This window comes from Streptomyces sp. NPDC102406, from assembly GCF_044765725.1.
Classification (GTDB): Bacteria; Actinomycetota; Actinomycetes; order Streptomycetales; family Streptomycetaceae; genus Streptomyces.
In genome coordinates this window covers 355335-376319 of sequence record NZ_JBIWKP010000002.1, presented here as the reverse complement: position 1 = coordinate 376319, position 20985 = coordinate 355335, and the positions used below count along the sequence as shown (strand labels likewise).

The window sequence follows — 20985 nt, the reverse complement described above, 5'->3', positions numbered from 1 at the left end:
CTAGCTGAGGGTCTTGAGCGCCGAGGGGTCGTACGGCTTCAGTTCGTCGAAGCGGCCCTGGAGCACCTTCACCGCCCACTGCGGGTCCTGGAGCAGGGCGCGACCGACGGCGATCATGTCGAACTCGTCGCGCTCCAGGCGGTCGAGCAGGTCGTCGATGCCCTTGGTCTGCGAGCCCTCGCCCGCGAACGCGCGGATGAAGTCACCGTCGAGACCGACGGAGCCGACCGTGATGGTGGGCTTGCCGGTGAGCTTCTTGGTCCAGCCCGCCAGGTTGAGGTCCGAGCCGTCGAACTCCGCGTTCCAGTAGCGGCGGGTGGAGGCGTGGAAGGCGTCGACACCGGCCGCGGCGAGCGGGTTCAGGATCGCCTCCAGCTCCTCGGGGGTCTCGGCGAGGCGCGCGTCGTAGGCCTCCTGCTTCCACTGCGAGTAGCGGAAGATCACCGGGAAGCCGGGGGAGACGTTCGCGCGGATCGCCGCGACGACCTCGGCGGCGAACTTCGCGCGCGCCACGGGGTCACCGCCGTAGGCGTCGGTGCGCCGGTTCGTGCCGGCCCAGAGGAACTGGTCGAGCAGGTAGCCGTGGGCGCCGTGCACCTCGACGCCGTCGAAGCCGATGCGCTCGGCGTCCTTGGCGGCCTGCGCGAAAGCGCCGATGACCTCGTCCAGGTCGGTACGGGTCATGGCCTTGCCCGTGCCCTCGGTGCCGTCGACGCGGAGTCCGGAGGGGCCGACGGGCGGGGCGTCGGCGAAGGGCGGCCGACCCGGCTTGCGGACCATGCCGATGTGCCACAGTTGCGGCACGATCGTGCCGCCCGCGGCGTGTACGTCCTCTGCGACCTTCGCCCATCCGGCGAGCTGCTCCTCCCCGTGGAAACGCGGCACCCGGTCGCTGTCGCCCGCCGACGCGTGCCCGACGTACGTCCCCTCGGTGACGATCAGGCCCACGCCCGCGGCGGCGCGGCGGGAGTAGTAGGAGCGGACGTCCTCGCCCGGGACGCCGCCCGGCGAGAACATGCGCGTCATGGGCGCCATCGCGATGCGGTTCGGCACGGTGAGGCCGTGCAGGGTGACCGGTCGGGAAAGAATCTCGGCGGCCCGGGAAACGGGCGACACGGCGTCAGTCACTGAATGCTCCTAGGAGGTACCAGTCGGTATGTGCACAGGCAAGTAATTCACCTGCGGCAACCGCCGCACCCGCCGGGGCATTCCGGGGCCGGGAACGGACCGCCCTGTGATCCCGGCCACAGCGTCAGGGCCGGGGCCGCAGCGCGGGCGCGCTGGGTGTCTGACCGGTGAGCCCGGTGAGCAGCTCGGTGCACAGGTCGCGGAGTTTGATGTTGCGGTGCTGGGAGGCGGAGCGCAGGACATCGAAGGCCTCGTCGGCGGTGCAGCGGCGCTGGCCCATGATGACGCCCAGGGCCTGGTCGATGACGCTGCGGTACCGCATGGCCTCCTGGAGCTGGTCGGCGAAGTCCTGGGTGTCGCTCAAGCGCTTGGCCAGGGCGATGGCGCCGGTGGCCTGGGCGGCCAAGGAGCGCAGGGCGGTGAGATCGGCCCGCGCGAACGCGTCGGGCGGCACGCCGTACAGGTTGAGGGCGCCGGCCGTGTCGGTGTGGGCGGCGATCGGCAGGGAGTAGGAGGAGCGGATGCCGCAGGCGGCGGCATAGGCCGGGTAGTCGCCCCACCGCGACTCCGCGAGCATGTCGCTGACGCTCAGCTCCTCGCCGCTGCGCAGGGACTGGAGGCAGGGACCGTCGTTCTGGCCGTACTGCTTCTCGTCCAGCTTCGACGCCGAGGTCCCGGAGCTGACCACGGTCAGCGGCCGGCCGTCCCGCTCCAGCGTCAGTCCCGCACCATGGGCGTGGGACATCTCCAGCGCGGCGTCGGCCAGCGTCTGGAGGAAGTCCTCTAGTGAGTCGGTCTCCAGCAGCCACTGGGTGATGTGGCTGCTGTCGTACGTCTGGTCGGCGCTCATCAGGGGTTCCTTCGCACGAGGTCCGCGACCTCTCGGACGGCATCTTGTCGCGCCACCGGGGCGACGGAGTTCCACGTCCGGGGACCGCCTCCGGTGTGGCCACTGCCTGATGCGGGGCGTTCCCCGGCACGGCGTGGCCTGCTGCCTCCTTCCAGGAGTACCACCTCGCGCCCGGCCGGAGGCCTGAACGCACCCGCGCGCAGCAGAACGTCCCACCGTGTCGCCATGGAGCACCCGGGAGCGGGAGCGGCGCCCGATCGCTGCCGAGCGCGGTATCCGCGCCATGGATCGGCGGCATCCGTACTCGCGATGAGCCGGGGGATTCCGCCGGGGCCGATTCGCCCGCACAGTGGCGCGTACGTCATCGGCCGGTGGGCCGTGATGGCACGCAGCCGTGTCCGCCAGGGCACCGCCGTGCCTCGCGGCACCCGACCGGGCGACGGCGTCCACCCTGTCACCCGCGAGAGGACCCTCCATGCCCGGACCCCGGTCAGACACCTTGCGGCGCGCTCTCGGCGTCGCTCCGGCCCACCGCTTCCCGTCCCTGGCCCCGACGGTCGTCCGCGTGGCCGGCGGAGCCGTCATGGCGGTCCACGGCGTCGACAAGCTCCTCGACGGGCCCGCCGGGTTCGCGGCGTTCCTCGACGGCATGAGCGTCCCCGCGCCGACCTTCACGGCGTGGGCCGTGGCGCTCGGGGAGACCCTCGGCGGGCTGCTGCTCGTCGTCGGGTTGCTGTCGCGGTGGGCGGCGCTGCTGCTGATCGCCCATCTGTGTGTGGCGAGCGCGCTGGTCAACACGGACACCGGGTTCATGACACCCCAGCAGGGTGCGGCGAGCGGGGCGGGGGTGGAGTTCCCGCTGATGATGGCGGCGGCGTTCCTCGTCGTCCTGCTGGCGGGGCCAGGGCCGCTCGCGCTCGACCGCGTTCTGGGCATCGAGCCCGGCCCTGAGCCCCGCCGTGCCACTGCCGCCACCGTGCCGCCGTCCGCGCTCCGCGCGTCCCTCATCAGCGGCGCGATCGGGGGTGTCATCGGCGCCGGGATGAGCGCGCTGGCCAACTACCTCGTGGTCGGCGTCCCCGCGGACGCCGGTGCGAACGCCGCCAACCATGCCGTGTCCGGGCTGATCAGCGGGTTCCTCGCCGGTTTCCTCGGACTGCTGACGCACCAGCGCAGGCACGCCCGCGCCCCGCTGCCCGAGGGGGACGGGGGCGGCATCGGCGAGCCCCTGCCCGGGCGGGCCGGGAGCTGACCCGTGGCCCGGGCGACACCGGTGAGCAGGCGCCTGCGCGCGACCGCCGTCGGTCGCCACGACAGGAAACCGTCCGTGAACAGGGCTGTCACGGCCCCGGTCTCGCGGCTCTCACGCGGACGGCACGCCCGACCTGTACACGGCGTCGATCAGGGCCGTCTTGCGGGGGTCGTCCGCGATGTGCGTGCCCATCCGGTTCATGACGTAGCCGATACTCAGCTCCGCCTCGGGGTCGGCCAGACCGAACGACCCGCCGAAACCGTCGTGGCCGAAGGCGCGCGGGTTGGGTCCGTACGAGCCGTTCGCGCCGCTCAGCCAGAGCCCGAGCCCGAGCTCGGTGTCGTGGTCGAAACCGGCGCCCAGAATCAGGTCGCGGCAGCTTCCCTGGCCCTCGCGCACGCGCTCCGCCGCCCGCGCCGACAGGACCTGCCGCCCGTTCAGCCGCCCCCGGCCGGCGAAGATCCCGTACAGTGCGGCGACTCCCCGGGCCGTCCCGTGGCCGCCCGCGGCGGGGATCTCGGCAGCGCGCCACTCGGGGGTGTTCGCCTCGGCGGCCCCCGTGGGCGGATTGGCCAGGGCGGCGAGCGCGAGCGGGGGCAACCGCCGTAGCGCGGCGCCCTGTTCACTGTCGGGCGCGGGCGCCGGATGCACCAGCTCGGCGGCCCGCTCGGCCTCCTTCTCCGGCAGGCCGATGAAGAAGTCGATCCCGAGCGGCCCGGTGACCTCCTCGGCCAGGAACGCGGACGGGAGCTGTCCGGTGATGCGCCGTACGACCTCGCCGACCAGGAACCCGTAGGTCAGGGCGTGATAGCCGGAACGGGTGCCGGGCTCCCACCAGGGTTCGGTGGCGGCGAGACGCGCGGTGGTCTTCTCCCAGTCGTAGAGGTCCGCCAGCGTGTGCGGCTCGCGCAGGCCGGCCAGGCCCGCGCGGTGCGAGAGCAGATGACGCACGGGGATGTCCGCCTTGCCCGCCGCGGCGAACTCGGGCCAGTAGGCCGCGACCGGGGCGTCGAGGTCGAGCAGGCCCCGGTCGGCCAGCAGGTGCGCGCACAGCGCCGTGGCCCCCTTGGTCGTCGACCACACGTTGACGAGGGTGTCCCTCTCCCAGGGGCGGCTGCGCGCCGGGTCGGTCCAGCCTGCCCACAGGTCGACGACCGGCTCCCCGTGGAACAGGACGGTGACGGCGGCTCCCAGCTCGCCGCGCTCCCGGAAGTTCTCCACGAAGGCGCCGCGGACCTCCTCGAAACGCGGGTCGCAGTATCCGTGGACCTCGGACGTGTCCTGCTCGGTCATGGCACCTCCGGCATTGTCGGTCCGGTGCCCGCCCTTTCGCGTACCCGGTCCCGCCCTGCATACCGACTGGTCGGTCTTGGGCGGGAGAATACCGGCGGATCGACGCGGCGGGAAGAGGCCGTGAAGGTGCGCGACGGCGAGATCACAGCGCGGCGAGCAGCCCGTCGAGCGGGGGCGGCGTCCGGTCCGCGGCGAGCGCCTCGACGAGGAGGCGGCCGTAGCGGATCTTTCGGCCCTTCTTCGTCCCGAGGAAGCGCCGCACCTGCTGATGCGACGCCCGGCCGTGCTGCGCGGGCTGGCGCTGGAAGGTCTGCCAGGCACGCAGATCGCCCGCGGCGCGCAGGACGTCCTCCATCTCCGCCATGCCGAGCGCGCGCACCAACTCGTCCTCCAGATCCGCGGCGCATACGTGCAGATCGTCCAGCGGCGCCCGGGCCCGCGTGAGGCCGCGCTCGAAGAAGCCCTTCTCACCCACGTCGCAGAGCCCCGCGAGGCGCAGCCCGAGGCCGGGCGGGCCGAGGAGACCGGCGTAGCGGCCGACGCTCATCGCCCCGCCCATCGACACGACGCAGACACCCTCGGCGGCCAGGTCCCGGCCGCGCCGCGCGGCCAGCGCCTCGACGGCCGCGAGGTCGCTCAGCCCTTCCAGCAGCACCGCGGTCCGCACGCCCAGACTCTCCGCCAGCTCGCGCGCCGGCTTCTCCGGTCCACCCGCGGCCCACAGGGCGACCGCTTCCTGGAACGCCCTCATGTCCGCCATACGAGGAGTCTGCCCGTCCCGCGCGGGCGAGGCACAGGGTTTTCGGCCGCGACGCGCGCCGGGCGCTACCGGTCGGCCTGGCGCTGCGCGGTGGCCGAAGCGCGCTGGGCGTCCGCGTTCTCCAGCGTGTGGTGGACCTGCCGGGCGAGGGCGGGGTGCGCGGACAGGTGGGTCCGCAGGTCCGCGAGGGGGCGAAGGAGCTGGGCCGCGTCGCTGTCGTCCAGCGCCCGGCGGACCCGGTCGAGCGGGGTCTTGGCGGAGCCCGGGAGGTCGGCGAGAGCGGCGATCTGTCCGGCGAGCTGACGCAGTTCACCGGCGTGGGCCCGGGCCCAGGAGGTGACGTTGCGTTCCGCGGCGCGCTCGTCGCGGACCGCCTGCGCGCGCTGGTCGCCGGTGGTGCCGGGGGCGCCGGGGCGCAGGCGCAGGTAGCGGCGCTCCGCGGCCTGGCGACTGTTGACGCCCATGGGCTGCGCGAGGCTGGCCCAGCTCGCGCCGGCCGCGCGGGCCGTCTCGATCAGGGAGGCCTCCCAGCCGGCGATCTGGCCGCGCAGCTCGCGCAGCAGTATCAGCGCGTCCAGGGCCGCGTCGACCTCGGGGGCGGGGACGGCGGCGTGACCGTCGTGCGCGGCCTGGGCGGAGCGCGTCATGTCCTGGAGCGCCGCGTAGGCGGCGTGGAAGGAATCGGGGGCCTGGGGCTCCGGCTGAGGGGGCTGGGGCACGGTTCTCCTCCTCGCGTCATCGGCGCGTTGACGCTCACACTTGTCATCGTTACGACGACATGCTACAACGAAGGCAGGTGCAGCGCATGGCACGAAATGCCCTGAGACCTTGGAGGTGTAGCGCGATGCTGATGCGCACTGACCCCTTCCGCGAGATCGACCGCCTCGCCCAGCAGTTCTTCAACGGGCCCTCCGGGACGTGGTCGAAGCCCTCGCAGATGCCGATGGACGCCTACCGCGACGGTGACGCCTACGTCATCGCCCTCGACCTGCCCGGCGTCGAGCCGGACGCCATCGACATCGACGTGGAACGCAACATGCTGACCGTCAAGGCGGAGCGGCGCCCCGCGGCGGCCGGCGAAGGCGTCCAGATGGAGCTCGCCGAGCGTCCCATGGGCGTCTTCTCCCGCCAGCTCGTCCTGGCCGACACGCTCGACACCGAGCGCATCGACGCCACCTTCGAGAGCGGCGTGCTGAGCCTGCGCATCCCGATCGCCGAACGCGCCAAGCCGCGCAAGATCAGCATCAATGGCCGTACCGCCTCCGACGAGCCCAAGCAGCTCTCTTCCTGATCCCCGCCCACCCCGCTGACCGCAGGGGGCCCGCTCGCGACGGCCCGCGCGCGTCGCCCCCTGCGCCGGCCTGTGCGATGTGTGAAAGGCCACCGCTTCGATGCACACCCCGAGCCCGACCCGCTCCGACGCCTACGCCGCCCTGCTGGAGCAGATCCGCTACCAAGGCGCCTACGCCACCGTGGAACAGGCGGAACGTGTCACCGCCACCGTGCTGAACGCACTCGGGCAGCAGATCGTCGGCGACGAACGCGTCGACCTCGCGCGCCGACTGCCGCCGCAGGCCGCCCGGCACTTCGCCCAGGCCGTGCCGGGGCAACGGCCCCTGACCGCCCACGCCTTCGTCAAGGCCCTCGCCGAGGCCACCGACGCGCCGTACGCCATCACGCGCTGGCACGTGGGGTCCGTCCTCGGCACCCTCGCCCGCACCCTGGACAAGCAGGTGCTCCGCCGGATCCTGGCGCAACTGCCCAGTGGGTACGCCCTGTTGTTCGGCCAGGCCGATCTCACCGTGGCCTCCCGCAGCGTACGTGCGGACGAGATCGTGCAGGCGGCCTGAACGAGAAGGTCCGCCGCGAGCACGCGACAGTGCGCCGCACCAGAGGTGCGGCGCACTGTCGGCATGTCAGATCAGGACGGGACGACGTTCTCGGCCTGCGGGCCCTTGGGGCCCTGCGTGACGTCGTAGGTGACCTGCTGGTTCTCCTGGAGCTCGCGGAAGCCGGAGGCGTTGATGGCGGAGTAGTGGACGAACACGTCCGGACCGCCGCCGTCCTGCTGGATGAAACCGAAGCCCTTCTCGGCGTTGAACCACTTGACTGTTCCGGTGGCCATAAGAATCCCCTTGTCCAGGGTCGGGGGGAACGTGCTTGTCAGTTCCCCTGGGTGAGGTGATCGCCCTGGTCCCAGGGTGTTGCCTGCACGTCACGGCGCCCGCGGCGGGTACCGCGGGCGCGAGGACGTCCGAACCACGACTACTGGGAGGGAAGTTAGCCGATCGGCCGGGCGGAGGCGAGCGGACACGGGGATGACCCACGAGAACAGGCGCACCACAGGCCCGGAAAATCCGGTGACCGGGTGGGGCGGAGGGGCTTTCGCGACATGACCTAGGTCCAAAGTCGCTCTGGCGCTGTGGGTGGGGACGGGTGAGGATCTCGCGCATGATCAGCCTTCACCAGCTCCTTGCCTTCTGCTCGATGTCCCTGCTCCTGTCCGCGATCCCGGGGCCGAGCGTGCTCTTCGTCGTCGGCCGGGCCCTGGCCCACGGGCGCAGGACCGCACTGGCCTCCGTGCTGGGCAACGCCCTCGGCGGCTACGCCCTGGTCGTCGCGGTCGCCCTCGGGGTCGGCGCGGTGGTCCAGAGGTCGGTCGTGGTGTTCGACGCGATCAGATTCGCCGGAGCCGCCTATCTCGTCCTCCTGGGCGTCAAGGCGCTGCGGGCGAGCTGGAGGGACCGCACGGAAGCGGTGCGCTTCACCGCGGCGCCCGCGAACGGGAAGGGCTCTGTCCGGGCCGGGTTCATGGTCGGCGTGACGAACCCGAAGAGCATCGTCTTCCTCACGGCGATGCTGCCGCAGTTCGTCGACCGGGACGCGGGCCACGTCAGCCTCCAGATGCTCCTGCTCGGGCTGGCCGGTGCCGTGCTGGCCCTGATCTCCGACGGCCTCTGGGGTCTGACGGCTTCCGCCGCGCGCGCCTGGCTCGGCCGTTCGCCCCGGCGGATGGCGCTGATCGGCGGCACCGGAGGGTTGGCCATGATCGGACTGGGCTCCGCCGTCGCCGTCACGGGCCGCGCGGACTAGGGCACGAGGGGACCGTCCTTGTGCGTCGCGACCGGAGAGATGCTTAACCGGTTCCGTTACGGCCATTGTCTTCCGCTGTCCCGACCCCTAATGTCGTGGCCGTCGCCGGGCGGAAGCGCCGGGGGCCGCGCTCGTCGTGACCATGTCTGCGCAGGCAGGACGGCGTGTCGGTCCTCTCGTCGCGTCTCGTTCCCGCGCGTCGCCGACACCGGGCACGAGGTGCGAGACCGGTACAGGACCATCGTGTTCGCGCACCCGGGCGAGTGTCGTGCCCGCATGCCCTTGCAGAGCCACCGATGGCGTGTCGTTGTTTCGGCCGTACCGCCCCCGCCGGGCCTCGGCGCGCCCCGATCGAGCCAGGAGCAGTAGATGAAAAGAAGACGAGCCGCCGCCGCGACGGGCCTCCTGCTCGCCGTCTGCGCCTCCCTCCTCACCGCCGCCCCCTCCGCCCAAGCCGCCGGGACGGCCGGGTTCCACGTCAAGGACGGGCGGCTGCTGGACGCCACCGACCAGGACTTCGTCCTGCGCGGTGTCAATCACGCCCACACCTGGTACCCCGACAGGACCGACCAGGCGCTCAAGGACATCAAGGCCAAGGGCGCCAACTCCGTGCGCGTGGTGCTCGCCACCGGGGATCAGTGGACCAGGAACGACACCGCCGACGTCGCCCACGTCATCGACCAGTGCAAGCGCAACCGGCTCGTCTGCGTCCTGGAGGCCCACGACACCACCGGGTACGGCGAGTCGGCCGGGGCGGTCCCGCTCGCCAAGGCCGTGGACTACTGGCTGGGCGTCAAGAGCGCCCTCGTCGGCCAGGAGAAGTACGTCCTGGTCAACATAGGGAACGAGCCGTGGGGCAACACCGGTTACACCGCGTGGACCGACGCCACCAAGACCGCCATCGGCCGGCTGCGGAACGCCGGTCTCGACCACACCCTGGTCGTCGACGCGCCCAACTGGGGCCAGGACTGGTCGTTCACCATGCGGGACAACGCGGCGGGCGTCTTCGCCGCCGACCCGGACCGCAACACCGTCTTCGACATCCACATGTACGGCGTCTACGACACCGCGGCGGAGGTCAAGGACTACCTCAACCGGTTCGTCTCGGCCCGACTCCCCGTCATGGTCGGTGAGTTCGGGGACATGCACTCGGACGGGAACCCCGACGAGGACGCCATCATGGCCACCGCCCAGAGCCTGGGCATCGGATACCTCGGCTGGTCCTGGAGCGGCAACGGCGGCGGCGTCGAATACCTCGACCTGGCCCGCGGCTTCGACCCGAACCAGCTCTCCGCCTGGGGCAAGCGCCTCTTCGACGGCGTGGACGGCATCAAGGCCACCGCCAAGGAGGCGAGCGTCTTCAGCGGGGGCGGCACCGACCCGGGCGGCGAGAGCGGCGCGTGCACCGTCACCTACCGGCTCAGCGACTGGGGCGGCTCCTTCAACGCCGACGTCACGGTCCGCAACGACTCCACGCACGCACTCGACGGCTGGGCGCTGGACTTCGCCTTCCCCGCCCAGCAGCGGATCAACGCGATCTGGAACGCCAAGGCGACCCAGAGCGGCACGAAGGTGCACGTCACACCCGAGTCCTGGACCCGGTCCGTCCCTGCCGGAGGCTCGGTGGGTTTCGGCCTCAGCGGCTCCTCCACCGCGGGCACCAACGCCGTACCGACCGGCTTCACCCTCGACGGCAGGACCTGCGCCACCCGCTGACACGCGAACCAGTCCTCATGCGCCACCTCGACGGCCGACCGCCCGAGTCGGCCGTCGAGCCACGGGACCCGCCGCCGGACACGACACGGTGGCGGGTATGGCGGAACGAGGTATTGCAGATCGCCCGGGGGAGGGGGGACGGTTGAGGTGTACGGCACACCTACACCGCTGCCCCCCTGGACCCCGGAGGCACATGTTGACATCCGACGCACCCGAACAGAACGCCGACCCGCGACGTCCGGACGCCGCCGCGAAGGTGGCCGCGCTGGAGGAGGAGATCGTCCAGCTCAAGGAGGCGGTCGCCGCGCACGAGGAGGTCGGCCGGGCGATCGGCATCATCGTGGCCGTCGGCCACCTGCCGCCGCCCGAGGCATGGGAGGTCGTACGGCAGATCTCGCAGCGCACCAACATCAAACTGCGGCATGTGGCCGTGCTGCTGACGCAGTGGGGCCTCAACGGCGAGCTTCCCGCCGAGGTCCGCAGCGAACTCCACCGCCAACTGCGCCTGCGACGGGACCACTCACAGGCCGGCCCGCCCGACCTCCCCGGGTGAAGAAGCCGGGCGGCCCCGCACCTGTGCGGGGCCGCCCGGTGACGCTGCCGACGGTCAGGCGGCCAGGAGCGAGTCGTCCTCGGGGCGGGCCCCCGGGAGTTGATGGCGCGCGGCGATCAGCGCGGCGTCGATGTCAGCGGTGCCGGTCGCGATGCACAGGGTGTAGGCCACGTCGTCCATGCGCTGCTGCACCTCGGCCGAGCCCTCGGAGGCGTTGAGGGCGCGCAGCGTCTCGTACTGCTGGACGAGGTCGTTGAGGACCGCCGGGTGAGCCATCAGCATGAGGTGGACTCCTTCGTGCACGGTGGGCGATACGAGACCCCGACTGCCCCGCTCCGCCCCACGCACACCTCCCGTCTCCCACGAACCGGACGCCTGGCCGGTATCTTCCGCCGTGCCCCGGGTGCTGAACGTCGCCGCTCCGCTCATCCTGTGGGGGACGAGCCGTTCACGTGCGGCGCGTCGAACCGACCCGCTGGCGCAGCCGCCGCCGCGGGGTGACCCGTAGGAGAAGGCCCGATGACGGCGAGCGGAGCGCACGACGAGCCGGTGCGGGAGCCGGTGCGGGCGTTGGAGCGGATCGCGTTCCTCCTGGAGCGCGATCGCGCGCCGACCTACCGGGTACGCGCCTTCCGGACGGCCGCCGCGGTGCTCGCCGGACTCACCGACACCGAGATCGACGAGCGCGTCGCCAACGGGTCCCTGGAATCGCTCAAGGGGATCGGCCCGAAGACCGCCGCCGTCATCCGTGAGGCGTGGGCCGGCGACGTCCCCGCGTACCTGGAACGTCTGGAGGCGGAGGCCCGCACGACGCCCCTGGTGGCGGACGAGGCGGGCGCCGCGCTGCGGGCGCTGCTGCGCGGCGACTGCCATCTGCACTCCGACTGGTCGGACGGCGGCAGCCCGATCGAGGAGATGGGCCGGGCCGCCCAGGACGTCGGACATGAATGGGCCGTCCTCACGGACCACTCCCCGCGCCTGACGGTGGCCCGCGGACTCTCCCCCGAGCGGCTGCGGGAGCAACTGGAGGTAGTGGCCGGGCTGAACGCCCGCTGGGCGCCGTTCCGGCTGCTCACCGGCATCGAGTGCGACATCCTCGATGACGGCTCCCTCGACCAGGAACCCGAACTGCTCGACCAACTCGACGTCGTGGTCGTCTCCGTCCACTCCAAACTGCGCATGGACGCCGACGCGATGACCCGCCGCATGATCGCCGCGGTCAGCAACCCGCGCGCCGACGTCCTCGGCCACTGCACCGGCCGGCTGGTCACCGGACGCGGCAGGCCCGAGTCGCAGTTCGACGCCGACGCGGTGTTCGAGGCCTGCGCCGCCGCGGGCACCGCAGTGGAGATCAACAGCCGCCCCGAACGCCTCGATCCGCCCCGCCGTCTGCTGCGCCGGGCCGTGGCGGCGGGCACCCTGTTCTCGGTGGACACCGACGCGCATGCGCCGGGCCAGTTGTCCTGGCAGGTGATCGGCTGCGCCCGGGCGGAGGAGTGCGGGGTGCCGCCCGAGCGCGTGGTCACGACCTGGTCCGCGGACAGGGTGCTGGAGTGGACCCGGGCCAAGCGGGCGGGGGAGTGGTCCTGAGCCGCGCGGCCGGGCGGGGCGGGGCGTGCGGGCACGGTGGTGGGCCGGTGCCTCAGACGGTGGTCAGCGTGCGGTCCAGGAGAGGCAGCAGGCGTTCCCAGTGGCGCCGCGACCCGGCGGCGTCGAAGGCGTCCGTGTCCGGCATCGTGAAGCCGTGCTCGGTGCCGGGACAGATCTCCGACGTGTACGTGACGCCCGCGGCGTCCAGGGACGTGTCGAGGGCGCGGAGGGCTTCGGGGGTCATGTCGCTCTCGGCGTGGCCGAAGTAGACCTCTCCGGTGAGTCGGCGCAGACTCTCCGGTCCGTCGGCGCCCACCGGCGCGTGGAACGCGGCGACGGCGGCGACCTGATCGGGACGGGCCGCTGCGGTACGGACCGCCAGGAGGCCGCCGAAGCAGTAGCCGGTCGCCGCGACCGGCCCGTCGCCGGTCTCCGGCCGGGAGGAGAGGAAGGCGAGACAGGCGTCGGCGTCGCGCAGGGCACGCTCCGCGGTGTGCGCCTCGATCAGGGGCATCAGCCGGGAGAAGACCGCCGGTCGGGCGTCAGCCCCGATGTGCTCGGGCAGTTCGATCACGGGTGCCGGTCCGTGCCGGTAGAAGACGTTGGGGACGAGCACGTAGTAGCCGTGGCGGGCCAGTTCGGTCGCCATCTCGCACAGCGCGGGCCGGATGCCGAAACCGTCCGGGTACATCAGCACCCCTGGGTACCGCCCGCCCCCGTCGGGAAAGGCGGCGAAGGCGTCGGCGCGGCCGTCCGCGGTGGAGATGTGCACGATCTTGCCGGGCATGGGTTCTCCTGCCGTGGTGACGTGTCGGGCTGCGAGTGGTCAGCACGACAGGAGGCGGGGCTCGCGCGGCGGCGCCGGTTCCCCGATCCGGCAACGGGTCCGAACCGACCCGTACGGCGCTCAGGGGAGCGCCGGGTCACCGATCCGTGTGTGGCGCAAGGCCGTCCCGGTAGTCATCGCCGGTCAAGGTAGCCGACGGGACAGGAGCGGGACCACCCCTTTTCCCTTCCTCGCTCTACGGGTGACGCGCCGCCCCGTCGGCTTCGTCGGCTTCCGCCGGGACCCGGCGCTCGTGCCGGTGCGCCTTGACGAAGAAGAGGTTCGCGGCCCCGGGACGGATCTCGAACTCGTGGAAGTGGTCGCCGTCGGGATCACTGTCCATCCGCAGGACGAACCCACGCAGGTCGTCGAGGGTCAGTTGGACCTCGCTGCCGTCCGGAGCGGCGAGCGCGATCTCCGTGACGTCGTCGGCACGCCGCCGGTCGTCCTCGCCGCTGACACGCCAGGAGAAGGTGAAGGGTGTGTCCATGCCGTCAGTGTGCGGGCCCCGATCACCGGGGCCCGCCTGCCACACGGACACGCGGACAGGTTCTGCGCCGTACCGTGCCTTTGCGGGGTGGGACTCAGCGCCGCCGTTCCTCGGGCCACGGCCAAAAGCGGCGGCGCCCGAACGCCGCGGCGCGCTCGTTCAGGCGGCGCCCATCCGCATCCGCGTCAGAGATGCAGGAGCCACCCGCGTTCACCTCAGCGGGCGCCCCACAGGTTCCGCCTGCGGTAACTCCGCTCCCACGCGAGCCCGTTGAGGACTTTGACGGGCGCGGGCATCGATCCGAGGAAGCGGTCGCGTTCCCCCTCCGATACGTCGTCGAGGATCCACGGAACGTACACCGCCGCCCCCTTCAACCCCTGCGCCGCGCGCATGCCACCCGCGAACATCTTCCAGTCGGCGGGTTCCAGGACCTCCTGGATCAGCGGGAGCGCGCTCTGCTCCTCGTGGTCGAGATGCTGGACGAGGTCGTCACGAAGGGCCCGGACCTTGGCGCCGATGGCCGGCGAGCGATCCGCGAGCGCCGCGTCGACCGCGTCGAGGAGCGGGTCGATACGGGCGTGCTCCGCCTCCATGGCGTCGAGCAGGGCGAGCGCGTGCGGACGGTCCGCCACCTCGGTCCGCAGCCGGGGCCACAGGTGGCTGTCCTCGACCGTGTGATGGAGGTGCAATTGATGCTTGAAGTTGGCCCAGCCGGCGAGGACTTCGGGGGTGTGGGCCGTGCCGGTGTCGGCCGCCTTCAGGAGTCGGTCGAGGTCGCGCCGGAACGCGCCGTGGGTCACGTACATCATGAGGAAGTCGATCGGCGCGGACTGTTTCCGCGTGGGGTTCTGCTGGTGCGGCCGAGGTGCGGCCATGGTGGGTCACCCTTCCTGTCTTCAGGTCGTGAGAGGTCAGAGGGCCGTGGGGGCGGGTGTCGCCGCTTCCCGGTCGGCTGTCGGCGCCGGTCCGTGGGCGTTCGGCGGAGCCCCGTGGTGGCGCCGGAGGGTGAGACACGCGGTCGCCGCGACCAGGAGCACCCCGGCCGGGACGAGCATCGCCGGAGCCATCGCGTCGACGAACCGGTGCCCGAACGCGGCCCGTCCTGCGGCACCCGTACCGGATCCGCCCACCTCGACGCCGAGCTGCCCCTGGAGAACGGCGCCGATCACCGCCGCGGCGAGCACCGAACCGACCTGCCGCAGCGCGTTGTTGACTCCGGACGCGGCGCCCGAGAGGTGTGCCGGGACATTGCGCATGACCTCGGTGGCCATCGGCGCGAACGTGCAGCCCGCGCCGAGCCCGGTGAGCAGGAGCGGGCCCGCGACGCTGGTCCAGGCGCGGCCCACGTCGGCGGTGGCGACGATCCAGACGAGGCCGCCCGCATAGGCGCACAACCCGCCCATCAGGACGAACTTGCCGCCGATCCGGTCCGCGAGGACGCCCGCGGGCCCCGCCGTCAGGATCGAGCCGAGCGCGAGCGGCAGCAGGACGAGCCCGGACTTGAGCGCGCTGAACCCCAGCACCGACTGGAGGTAGATCGTCAGCGGCAGGAAGAGGCCGACGATGCCGAACGACACCGCGATCCCGACGAAGTTGAGGACGGCGAAGTCGCGGTCCCCGAACAGCGAGAAGGGGACCAGCGGTTCCCTGTCCTGACGGCCGCGCTGCTGCAGCAGAAACGCGGCGAAGAGCGCCGCCGACGCGGCGAACAGGGTCCGGATCGAGCCGTTCCACTCGTACCGCTGCCCCTCGGTGAGACCGAAGGCCAGGCAGAACAGGGCCGCCGACGCCAGTGCGACGCCGACGTTGTCGAGGCGGTGGCGGACCGTGCGCCCGGTCGCCGCAGGGATGAGCGTCAGGGCCAGGAAGAGGACGAGTGCGCCCAGCGGCAGGTTCACGTAGAAGATCCACCGCCAGGCGAGATCGGTGATCAGTACGCCGCCGATGATCGGCCCGAGCGCCCCCGAGACGCCCGCGACGGCGCCCCAGATGCCCATGGCGACACCACGCCGGTCGGCCGGGAACACATCGGCCACGATGGACAGGGTCTGCGGCATCAGAAGCGCCGCTCCCAGGCCCTGGACCGCGCGGAACGCGATGAGTTGCGCCGGGTCACGGGCGAGACCGCAGGCGAGGCTGGCGAGCGTGAACAGGGCCACGCCGATGACGAACAGGTTCCGTTTCCCGCGCAGGTCGCCGAGGCGGCCCGCGGTGATCAGGAGGACGGCGAGGGCGAGGGTGTAGGCGTTGACCACCCAGAGGATCTGGTCGAGGGACGCGTCCAAGTCCCTCACCAGGTCGGGGATCGCGATGTTCACGATCGTCAGGTCGAGCAGCGTCATGAAGAACCCGAGGGAGAGCGTGATCAGGATTGCCCAGGGGTTGCCGTGCCACTTCTTCAGCACTGTGTCGTGTCCTTCCGCTTGTGCTTCTGCTCCCGAGAGAGCGCGGAGGACACGAGGTGTGACATCGCGGGCGGGGAAGTGACATGCGCCACACGGCGGGGCCGGGATGTCACGGACGGCGTGGCCGTCACCGTCTCAGGTGCGAACGCCCAGGGGAGGCACCTGACATGTCCGAGAGTACCGCGGGACCGGCCACCGAGGCCGAGGAGACGGCGACCCGGCTCTACACCGGCCACCGCGAACTACTGTTCTCCGTCGTCTACAACATGCTGGGGAGCGTCGCCGACACCGAGGACGTGTTGCAGGAGACCTGGCTGTCACTGGCCGGGCGACTGAGCCGGGCCCCGCTGGAGGAGATCGACAACCCGCGCGCCTACCTCGTACGCATCGCGGTGAACCACGCGCTCGCCCGGCAGTCCGCGATCAGCCGCCGCCGCGAGACGTACGTCGGCCCGTGGCTGCCCGAGCCGCTGGTCGCCGCGGCACCCGGTCAGCCGGGACCGGACGCGGGGGACGCCGCCGACGCGTCGCTGCGCTCGGAGTCCGTCTCGCTGGCGCTGCTCGTCGTCCTCGAATCGCTCAGCCCGCTGGAGCGCGCCGTCTTCGTCCTCCACGAGGTGTTCGGCTACGCGCACACCGAGATCGCCGAGGTCCTCGACCGCAGCCCCGCCGCCGTACGCCAGCTCGCGCACCGGGCCCGCGCCCACGTCCAGGCCCGCCGCCCGCGGTTCGCCGCCCACCCCCGGGTGCGCCGGGAGGCGACGCGGCGCTTCGTCGAGGCCGCGCTCGGCGGCGACGTGGGCGCGCTGATGGAGATCCTCGCGCCGGACGTCACCCTGTGGACCGACGGCGGCGGCAAGGTCCGCCCGGCGGCGCTGCGCCCGGTGCACGGCCGCGAACAGGTCAGCCGGATGATCGCCTCCTTCGGCCGGCGGCGTGCGCCCGAGAACCTGGAGATCCAGTACCGGCACGTCAACGGCGACCCCTCCGCGGTCGTCTTCGCCGACGACTCCCCGTACGCCGTCATGGTCATGGACCTGACCCCCGAGGGTGACCGGGTCTCCGACATCTACCTGGTGACCAATCCGGAGAAGCTGACGCGGGTGCGGCAGGAGGGGCGGCGCCCGTGAGGGTGACGGGACCGAAGGCGTTGACCTCAAGTCGGGTCGAGGTTCTACGTTCGGGCGGGCGGACAACCACGTACCCGCGAACGATCACGCATCCGCACACGATTACGTATCCGAGGAGAGCGGCCACGAAGACTCTGGTCCTTGGCAGGACACCCGCGAGGCTGGCCGACGTGCTGGGCACGCTGCGCGCGGACGGCTTCGAGGCGGAGGGGGCGAGCACCGCCGAGGAGGCTCAAAAGCTGTTGGAGACCGGCGAGTTCGGGGTGCTGATCATCGGCGGCGGGGTGGAGCCGGTCGCCCGTGCGGCGATGAAGGAACGCGCGGCGGAACACGGGGTGCGGCGGGTGATCGACGGCGCGTTGACGGCACCGTTCGACACCTATGTGCGGCGCGAGTTCGAGCCGCTGATCCGGGAGGTCGCCGCCGACGGGTGAGTGGGCGCCGCCCGTTCGCCGGTCAGGACGAGGACGGGTCGAGGACGCCCGGGGTGTCGTGCAGGACGACGCTCTGCTGGAGCGGGACGCGGCCCATGCCGATGTCGTACATCGGTGAGGTCCGGTCCCCGGTGCCGAAGGCGATGCCGAACAGCAGCTTGAGGTCCCCGGAGATGCCGAGGGTCTCGCGGACGGTGTCGGCGTAGACGCCGAGGATGGCCTGGGGTATGCCCCGGTGCCCCCGGGCGGTGAGCGAGAGCAGGAAGTTCTGGGCGTACATGCCGAGGTCACCGGCTGCCCGCACCCCGTCGCCGAGCACCGGCATGAAGAGGAGGGCGACGTGCGGTGCTCCGTAGAACCGCAGGTTCTCGCGGATGACCTCCCTCCTGCCCTCGTGGTCCGAGCGCCCCACGCCCCGCTTGCCGTAGACGATGGCCGCGTGCTCGTGCGAGCGGTCCCGGTGGACGCTGTCGCCGTAGTCGGCGGTGAAGTCGAGGGAGACCCGGTCTGCCTCGTGCGCCTTGAGCAGCGCTTCGCTCAGGGCGTCCCGGGCGGCGCCGGACACGACGTGGACGTTCCACGGCTGGGTGTTGCTGTTCGACGGGGCGGTCTGCGCGTCCTCCAGCACGGCGCGGATGTCCGCCGGGGACAGCGGTGTCGGCAGGAACTGCCGGGGCGAGTGCCTGGTGCGGGCGAGGTCGGTGAAGAGCGAGGCGGTCGTGGGCAAGGGACTGTCCTCCGGTGGCGTGGTCGGCGCCGCGGTCAGTCCGGGCCGCGGCGCTTCGGTGGTCGTGGCGGTCAGCGGTGGAGGGAGCGGTTGAGCTCCACGATCTCGTCCGTCGCGGGCGGGGAGGTGAGCGTGGCGAAGCGGCTCATCTGGCGGTCCCGGTTGCGCGGCGCCTCGTCGCGGTCGGCGGCGGCGAGGGCCGCTCGGAGGTCCCGCAGGTTCAGCTCCGTGCAGTAGGCGGGCGTCATCGGCTGTTGACGCCAGGAGTCGGCCAGCACACCGGCGTCGTAGGGGTCGAAGCCGCTCTCGTCCACCAGGCGCATGCCGATGCGCCGTGCCGCGTCCGAGTCGGCGGCGACCGGGAGCGCGATGCGGCCCGGGGTCCCCGCCGGTACGCCCTTGTGCTGGAGGGTGCCTGCGAGGGCCGCGTTCCACGCCTTCACCACGGGCCGCCCCACCTGCTCGGCCACCCAGACGCTCTCCACCTGGCCGCCTTCGACCGCGTCGACGGGCCCGCCCAGATGCGGGAAGTAGTTGGAGGTGTCGATCACCACGGTCTCGGTGGGGACGGAGGCGAACAGCCCCGCCACGTCCGGGATGCGCGCGAACGGGACGGCCAGAATGATCACGTCCCGGTCCCGCACGGCGTCCTCCGCGGGCACCGCGCGCGCCCCGAACTCCAGCACCGCGGCGTCGACGGTCTCCGGTCCCCGGGAGTTCGCCACCTCGACGTCGTGCCCACTCGCGCTGAATGTGCGTGCCAGGAAGGTGCCGATCGGACCTGTCCCGATAATGCCAAGTTTCATGATTTGTCCTTCTGGGGGTCGTCTTGCCTGAGGGGCAGGGGTGACGACAGGGGTAAGGGGGATGAGGGAACGGCCCGCCGCACGTGTCGGCGGCCCGCGGGGGTGTGGCCCGGTGCGGCGGCTAGGCGGTGGCGCCGGGTCGGCGGTATCCGCTCTCGATGAGCTCGCGCAGGCGGCCGAGCGACTCCTCGTCGGTGTCGCCGGTGCCCATCAGCCAGGCGACGGAACAGGCGGCGTGGAAGAGATCGCGGGCGGTGACCGTGGGGCGGGCCTCTCCCGCGCGCTGGGCGGCCTCCAGGTACTCGCCCGTGGTGGCGATGAGGGTGTCGCAGGGCAGCGTCAGGGGATTGTCCGGCTCCTGCGCCTTGGTCGCGGCCATCAGCGGTTCCGGCAGACCGCTGAAGGCGCTGAAGTACTCCTCCAGGGCCCGCAGCCACTGCCGCAACCGCTCGGCGGCGTCGTCGAGCCGGGCGATCCGCGCCTGCCGGGCCACCAGCTCGTCGGAGCGTGTCTGAAGCACCGCCGCCAGCAGCGCCTCCCGGGTCGGGAAGTGCCGGTACAGCGTCGCGGGCCCGACCCCGGCCTCCTTGGCCACCGCCTCCAGCGACGTGCCCACCCCGTGTCTGAGGAAGTGGCGCTGCGCCGCCTCCAGGAGCGCGGCCCGGTTGCGCATGACGTCCGCGCGCGGCTTGCGTTCGTGCCGGCCGTCGATGCCCATGCGTGCTTCCCTTCGGTGTTGCCGGTGGCGCAGATGAAACGGATGCTGCATCCGTATTGGTTCGAGAGTAAAACGGAGGCAGCATCCGGTCAACTCGTCGTCGCGTGACGAAGGGCTCTCTCCAGCCGCGCAGGGCGCACGGGTCTTACGGAGTCATGACGTGCCGGCGCGGTCGGTGGGGGCGTCCGCCGCGCCGCCCTAGCGTGGCCCCATGCGTGTACTGGTCACCGGCGGCGCCGGGTTCATCGGGTCCCATGTCGTGGAGGCGCTGGCCGCCCGCGGGCACGAACCGCTCGTGTACGACGTGCGGGACGATCCGGGCGCCGACGTGCGCGACCCGGAGGCGGTCGCCCGGGCCCTCGACGGGGTCGACGCCGTCTGCCACCAGGCGGCGATGGTCGGCCTCGGCGACGGCGTCGCCGACGCGGCGCAGTACGTCTCGCGCAACGACCTCGGCACGGCCGTGCTGCTCGCCGCCATGGCGGAGGCGGGCGTGCGGCGCCTCGTCCTCGCCGGGTCGATGGTCGTCTACGGCGAGGGGCGCTACGCCTGCCCGCGCCACGGGGACGTCCGGCCCGGGCCGCGGGACGTCGCCGATCTGGAGGCGGGACGGTTCGAGCCCAGGTGCCCGCGCTGCGGCGCCGCCCTCGCGCCAGGGCTGGTCGGCGAGGACGCGCCCGCCGACCCGCGCAACGTGTACGCCACGACCAAGCTCGCCCAGGAACACCTGGCCGCGGCCTGGGCCCGCGCCACCGGCGGGACCGCGCTGTCGCTGCGCTACCACAACGTGTACGGGCCCCGGATGCCGCGCGACACCCCGTACGCGGGCGTCGCCTCCTTCTTCCGCTCGGCGCTCGCCCGCGGTGAGGCACCCCGCGTCTTCGAGGACGGGCGCCAGCGCCGGGACTTCGTGCACGTACGGGACGTCGCCGAGGCCAACGCCCTGGCTCTGGAGGCCGAGGCGGCGCCCGGCGCGCTCGGCGCCTACAACACCGGCAGCGGCGAATCGCGCACCGTCGGCGAGATGGCCCGGGCCCTCGCCGCGGCGAGCGGCGGCCCCGACCCCGTCGTCACCGGCGAGTACCGGCTCGGCGACGTCCGGCACATCACCGCCGACTCCTCGCGCCTGCGCGCCGAACTCGGCTGGAAGGCGACGACCGGCTTCGCGGCGGGCATGCGGGAATTCGCGCGCGCCGGACTGCGCGGGCTCTGAG

Annotated in this window: 24 protein-coding genes; 10 read left to right on the top strand and 14 right to left on the bottom strand. The window is 72.3% G+C overall.

What is annotated here, in order from left to right; genetic code table 11:
• On the bottom strand, positions 1–1128 hold the full coding sequence (locus tag ACIRF8_RS10195; RefSeq protein ID WP_404212957.1) for an NADH:flavin oxidoreductase: 1128 nt from the start codon (positions 1126–1128) through the stop codon (positions 1–3).
• A gap of 124 nt (positions 1129–1252) precedes the next feature.
• Positions 1253–1978 carry a GAF and ANTAR domain-containing protein gene (locus ACIRF8_RS10190; protein ID WP_404212955.1) on the bottom strand — a complete coding sequence of 242 codons (726 nt, stop codon included), beginning with the start codon at positions 1976–1978 and terminating at the stop codon, positions 1253–1255.
• 475 nt (positions 1979–2453) lie between these two features.
• Between ACIRF8_RS10190 and ACIRF8_RS10185 the strand changes: the two genes are divergently transcribed.
• Positions 2454–3230: a DoxX family protein gene (locus ACIRF8_RS10185; protein WP_404212953.1), complete on the top strand. Its 777-nt coding sequence runs from the start codon at positions 2454–2456 to the stop codon at positions 3228–3230.
• A 111-nt stretch (positions 3231–3341) separates the two neighbouring features.
• Here the strand turns inward: ACIRF8_RS10185 and ACIRF8_RS10180 are convergent, their stop codons facing one another.
• The 3 genes from ACIRF8_RS10180 to ACIRF8_RS10170 all read right to left on the bottom strand — a co-directional run bounded on the left by ACIRF8_RS10180 (position 3342) and on the right by ACIRF8_RS10170 (position 6002).
• Positions 3342–4523: a serine hydrolase domain-containing protein gene (locus ACIRF8_RS10180; RefSeq protein ID WP_404212951.1), complete on the bottom strand. Its 1182-nt coding sequence runs from the start codon at positions 4521–4523 to the stop codon at positions 3342–3344.
• Between the two features lie 142 nt (positions 4524–4665).
• Positions 4666–5283, bottom strand: coding sequence for a TOPRIM nucleotidyl transferase/hydrolase domain-containing protein (locus ACIRF8_RS10175; RefSeq protein WP_404212949.1), 618 nt, complete (start codon positions 5281–5283; stop codon positions 4666–4668).
• A 65-nt stretch (positions 5284–5348) separates the two neighbouring features.
• Positions 5349–6002 (bottom strand): type III effector protein, encoded by a 654-nt coding sequence (locus tag ACIRF8_RS10170; protein WP_404212947.1) that lies wholly within the window; start codon positions 6000–6002, stop codon positions 5349–5351.
• Positions 6003–6127: 125 nt separating this feature from the next.
• Between ACIRF8_RS10170 and ACIRF8_RS10165 the strand changes: the two genes are divergently transcribed.
• Both ACIRF8_RS10165 and ACIRF8_RS10160 read left to right on the top strand, forming a co-directional pair.
• The gene (locus ACIRF8_RS10165) at positions 6128–6574 is read left to right on the top strand and encodes an Hsp20/alpha crystallin family protein (protein ID WP_404212945.1); all 447 of its coding nucleotides are present in this window, start codon (positions 6128–6130) and stop codon (positions 6572–6574) included.
• A 100-nt stretch (positions 6575–6674) separates the two neighbouring features.
• Entirely contained in the window at positions 6675–7133 is a 459-nt protein-coding gene (locus ACIRF8_RS10160; protein ID WP_404212943.1) for a DUF2267 domain-containing protein, read from the top strand.
• Between the two features lie 71 nt (positions 7134–7204).
• Here ACIRF8_RS10160 and ACIRF8_RS10155 read toward each other — a convergent pair whose 3' ends face one another.
• Positions 7205–7408, bottom strand: coding sequence for a cold-shock protein (locus ACIRF8_RS10155; RefSeq protein ID WP_404212941.1), 204 nt, complete (start codon positions 7406–7408; stop codon positions 7205–7207).
• Between the two features lie 326 nt (positions 7409–7734).
• Between ACIRF8_RS10155 and ACIRF8_RS10150 the strand changes: the two genes are divergently transcribed.
• The 3 genes from ACIRF8_RS10150 to ACIRF8_RS10140 all read left to right on the top strand — a co-directional run bounded on the left by ACIRF8_RS10150 (position 7735) and on the right by ACIRF8_RS10140 (position 10645).
• The gene (locus ACIRF8_RS10150) at positions 7735–8376 is read left to right on the top strand and encodes a LysE family translocator (protein WP_404212939.1); all 642 of its coding nucleotides are present in this window, start codon (positions 7735–7737) and stop codon (positions 8374–8376) included.
• A gap of 369 nt (positions 8377–8745) precedes the next feature.
• On the top strand, positions 8746–10092 hold the full coding sequence (locus ACIRF8_RS10145; RefSeq protein ID WP_404212937.1) for a cellulase family glycosylhydrolase: 1347 nt from the start codon (positions 8746–8748) through the stop codon (positions 10090–10092).
• A gap of 193 nt (positions 10093–10285) precedes the next feature.
• On the top strand, positions 10286–10645 hold the full coding sequence (locus ACIRF8_RS10140; protein WP_404212935.1) for an ANTAR domain-containing protein: 360 nt from the start codon (positions 10286–10288) through the stop codon (positions 10643–10645).
• A gap of 54 nt (positions 10646–10699) precedes the next feature.
• On the opposite strand, the gene ACIRF8_RS10135 is transcribed toward ACIRF8_RS10140, so the two are convergent.
• On the bottom strand, positions 10700–10927 hold the full coding sequence (locus ACIRF8_RS10135; RefSeq protein WP_404212933.1) for a DUF5133 domain-containing protein: 228 nt from the start codon (positions 10925–10927) through the stop codon (positions 10700–10702).
• A 237-nt stretch (positions 10928–11164) separates the two neighbouring features.
• Here ACIRF8_RS10135 and ACIRF8_RS10130 point away from each other — a divergent pair, with 237 nt between their 5' ends.
• Complete coding sequence (locus tag ACIRF8_RS10130; protein WP_404212931.1) at positions 11165–12235, top strand: PHP domain-containing protein; 1071 nt, start codon at positions 11165–11167, stop codon at positions 12233–12235.
• A 52-nt stretch (positions 12236–12287) separates the two neighbouring features.
• Here the strand turns inward: ACIRF8_RS10130 and ACIRF8_RS10125 are convergent, their stop codons facing one another.
• The 4 genes from ACIRF8_RS10125 to ACIRF8_RS10110 form a co-directional block, all read right to left on the bottom strand.
• Positions 12288–13022, bottom strand: a complete 735-nt coding sequence (locus ACIRF8_RS10125) for a dienelactone hydrolase family protein (protein WP_404212929.1) — start codon at positions 13020–13022, stop codon at positions 12288–12290.
• Between the two features lie 235 nt (positions 13023–13257).
• Positions 13258–13551, bottom strand: a complete 294-nt coding sequence (locus ACIRF8_RS10120) for a hypothetical protein (protein WP_404212927.1) — start codon at positions 13549–13551, stop codon at positions 13258–13260.
• A gap of 215 nt (positions 13552–13766) precedes the next feature.
• Complete coding sequence (locus ACIRF8_RS10115) at positions 13767–14426, bottom strand: hemerythrin domain-containing protein (RefSeq protein WP_404212925.1); 660 nt, start codon at positions 14424–14426, stop codon at positions 13767–13769.
• 36 nt (positions 14427–14462) lie between these two features.
• Positions 14463–15956 (bottom strand): MFS transporter, encoded by a 1494-nt coding sequence (locus ACIRF8_RS10110; protein WP_404212923.1) that lies wholly within the window; start codon positions 15954–15956, stop codon positions 14463–14465.
• A gap of 167 nt (positions 15957–16123) precedes the next feature.
• On the opposite strand from ACIRF8_RS10110, the gene sigJ reads away from it, so the two are divergent.
• Together sigJ and ACIRF8_RS10100 are read left to right on the top strand one after the other, a co-directional pair.
• On the top strand, positions 16124–17086 hold the full coding sequence (sigJ, locus tag ACIRF8_RS10105) for an RNA polymerase sigma factor SigJ (RefSeq protein ID WP_404212921.1): 963 nt from the start codon (positions 16124–16126) through the stop codon (positions 17084–17086).
• Positions 17087–17256: 170 nt separating this feature from the next.
• Positions 17257–17520 carry a hypothetical protein gene (locus tag ACIRF8_RS10100; RefSeq protein WP_404212919.1) on the top strand — a complete coding sequence of 88 codons (264 nt, stop codon included), beginning with the start codon at positions 17257–17259 and terminating at the stop codon, positions 17518–17520.
• Between the two features lie 22 nt (positions 17521–17542).
• Here the strand turns inward: ACIRF8_RS10100 and ACIRF8_RS10095 are convergent, their stop codons facing one another.
• The 3 genes from ACIRF8_RS10095 to ACIRF8_RS10085 all read right to left on the bottom strand — a co-directional run bounded on the left by ACIRF8_RS10095 (position 17543) and on the right by ACIRF8_RS10085 (position 19771).
• Entirely contained in the window at positions 17543–18247 is a 705-nt protein-coding gene (locus ACIRF8_RS10095; protein WP_404212917.1) for a nitroreductase, read from the bottom strand.
• A gap of 71 nt (positions 18248–18318) precedes the next feature.
• On the bottom strand, positions 18319–19053 hold the full coding sequence (locus tag ACIRF8_RS10090) for an NADPH-dependent F420 reductase (RefSeq protein WP_404212915.1): 735 nt from the start codon (positions 19051–19053) through the stop codon (positions 18319–18321).
• 121 nt (positions 19054–19174) lie between these two features.
• Positions 19175–19771: a TetR/AcrR family transcriptional regulator gene (locus ACIRF8_RS10085; RefSeq protein ID WP_404212913.1), complete on the bottom strand. Its 597-nt coding sequence runs from the start codon at positions 19769–19771 to the stop codon at positions 19175–19177.
• A gap of 211 nt (positions 19772–19982) precedes the next feature.
• Between ACIRF8_RS10085 and ACIRF8_RS10080 the strand changes: the two genes are divergently transcribed.
• The gene (locus ACIRF8_RS10080) at positions 19983–20984 is read left to right on the top strand and encodes an NAD-dependent epimerase/dehydratase family protein (protein ID WP_404212912.1); all 1002 of its coding nucleotides are present in this window, start codon (positions 19983–19985) and stop codon (positions 20982–20984) included.
• The last annotated feature ends 1 nt before the right edge of the window (position 20985 follow it).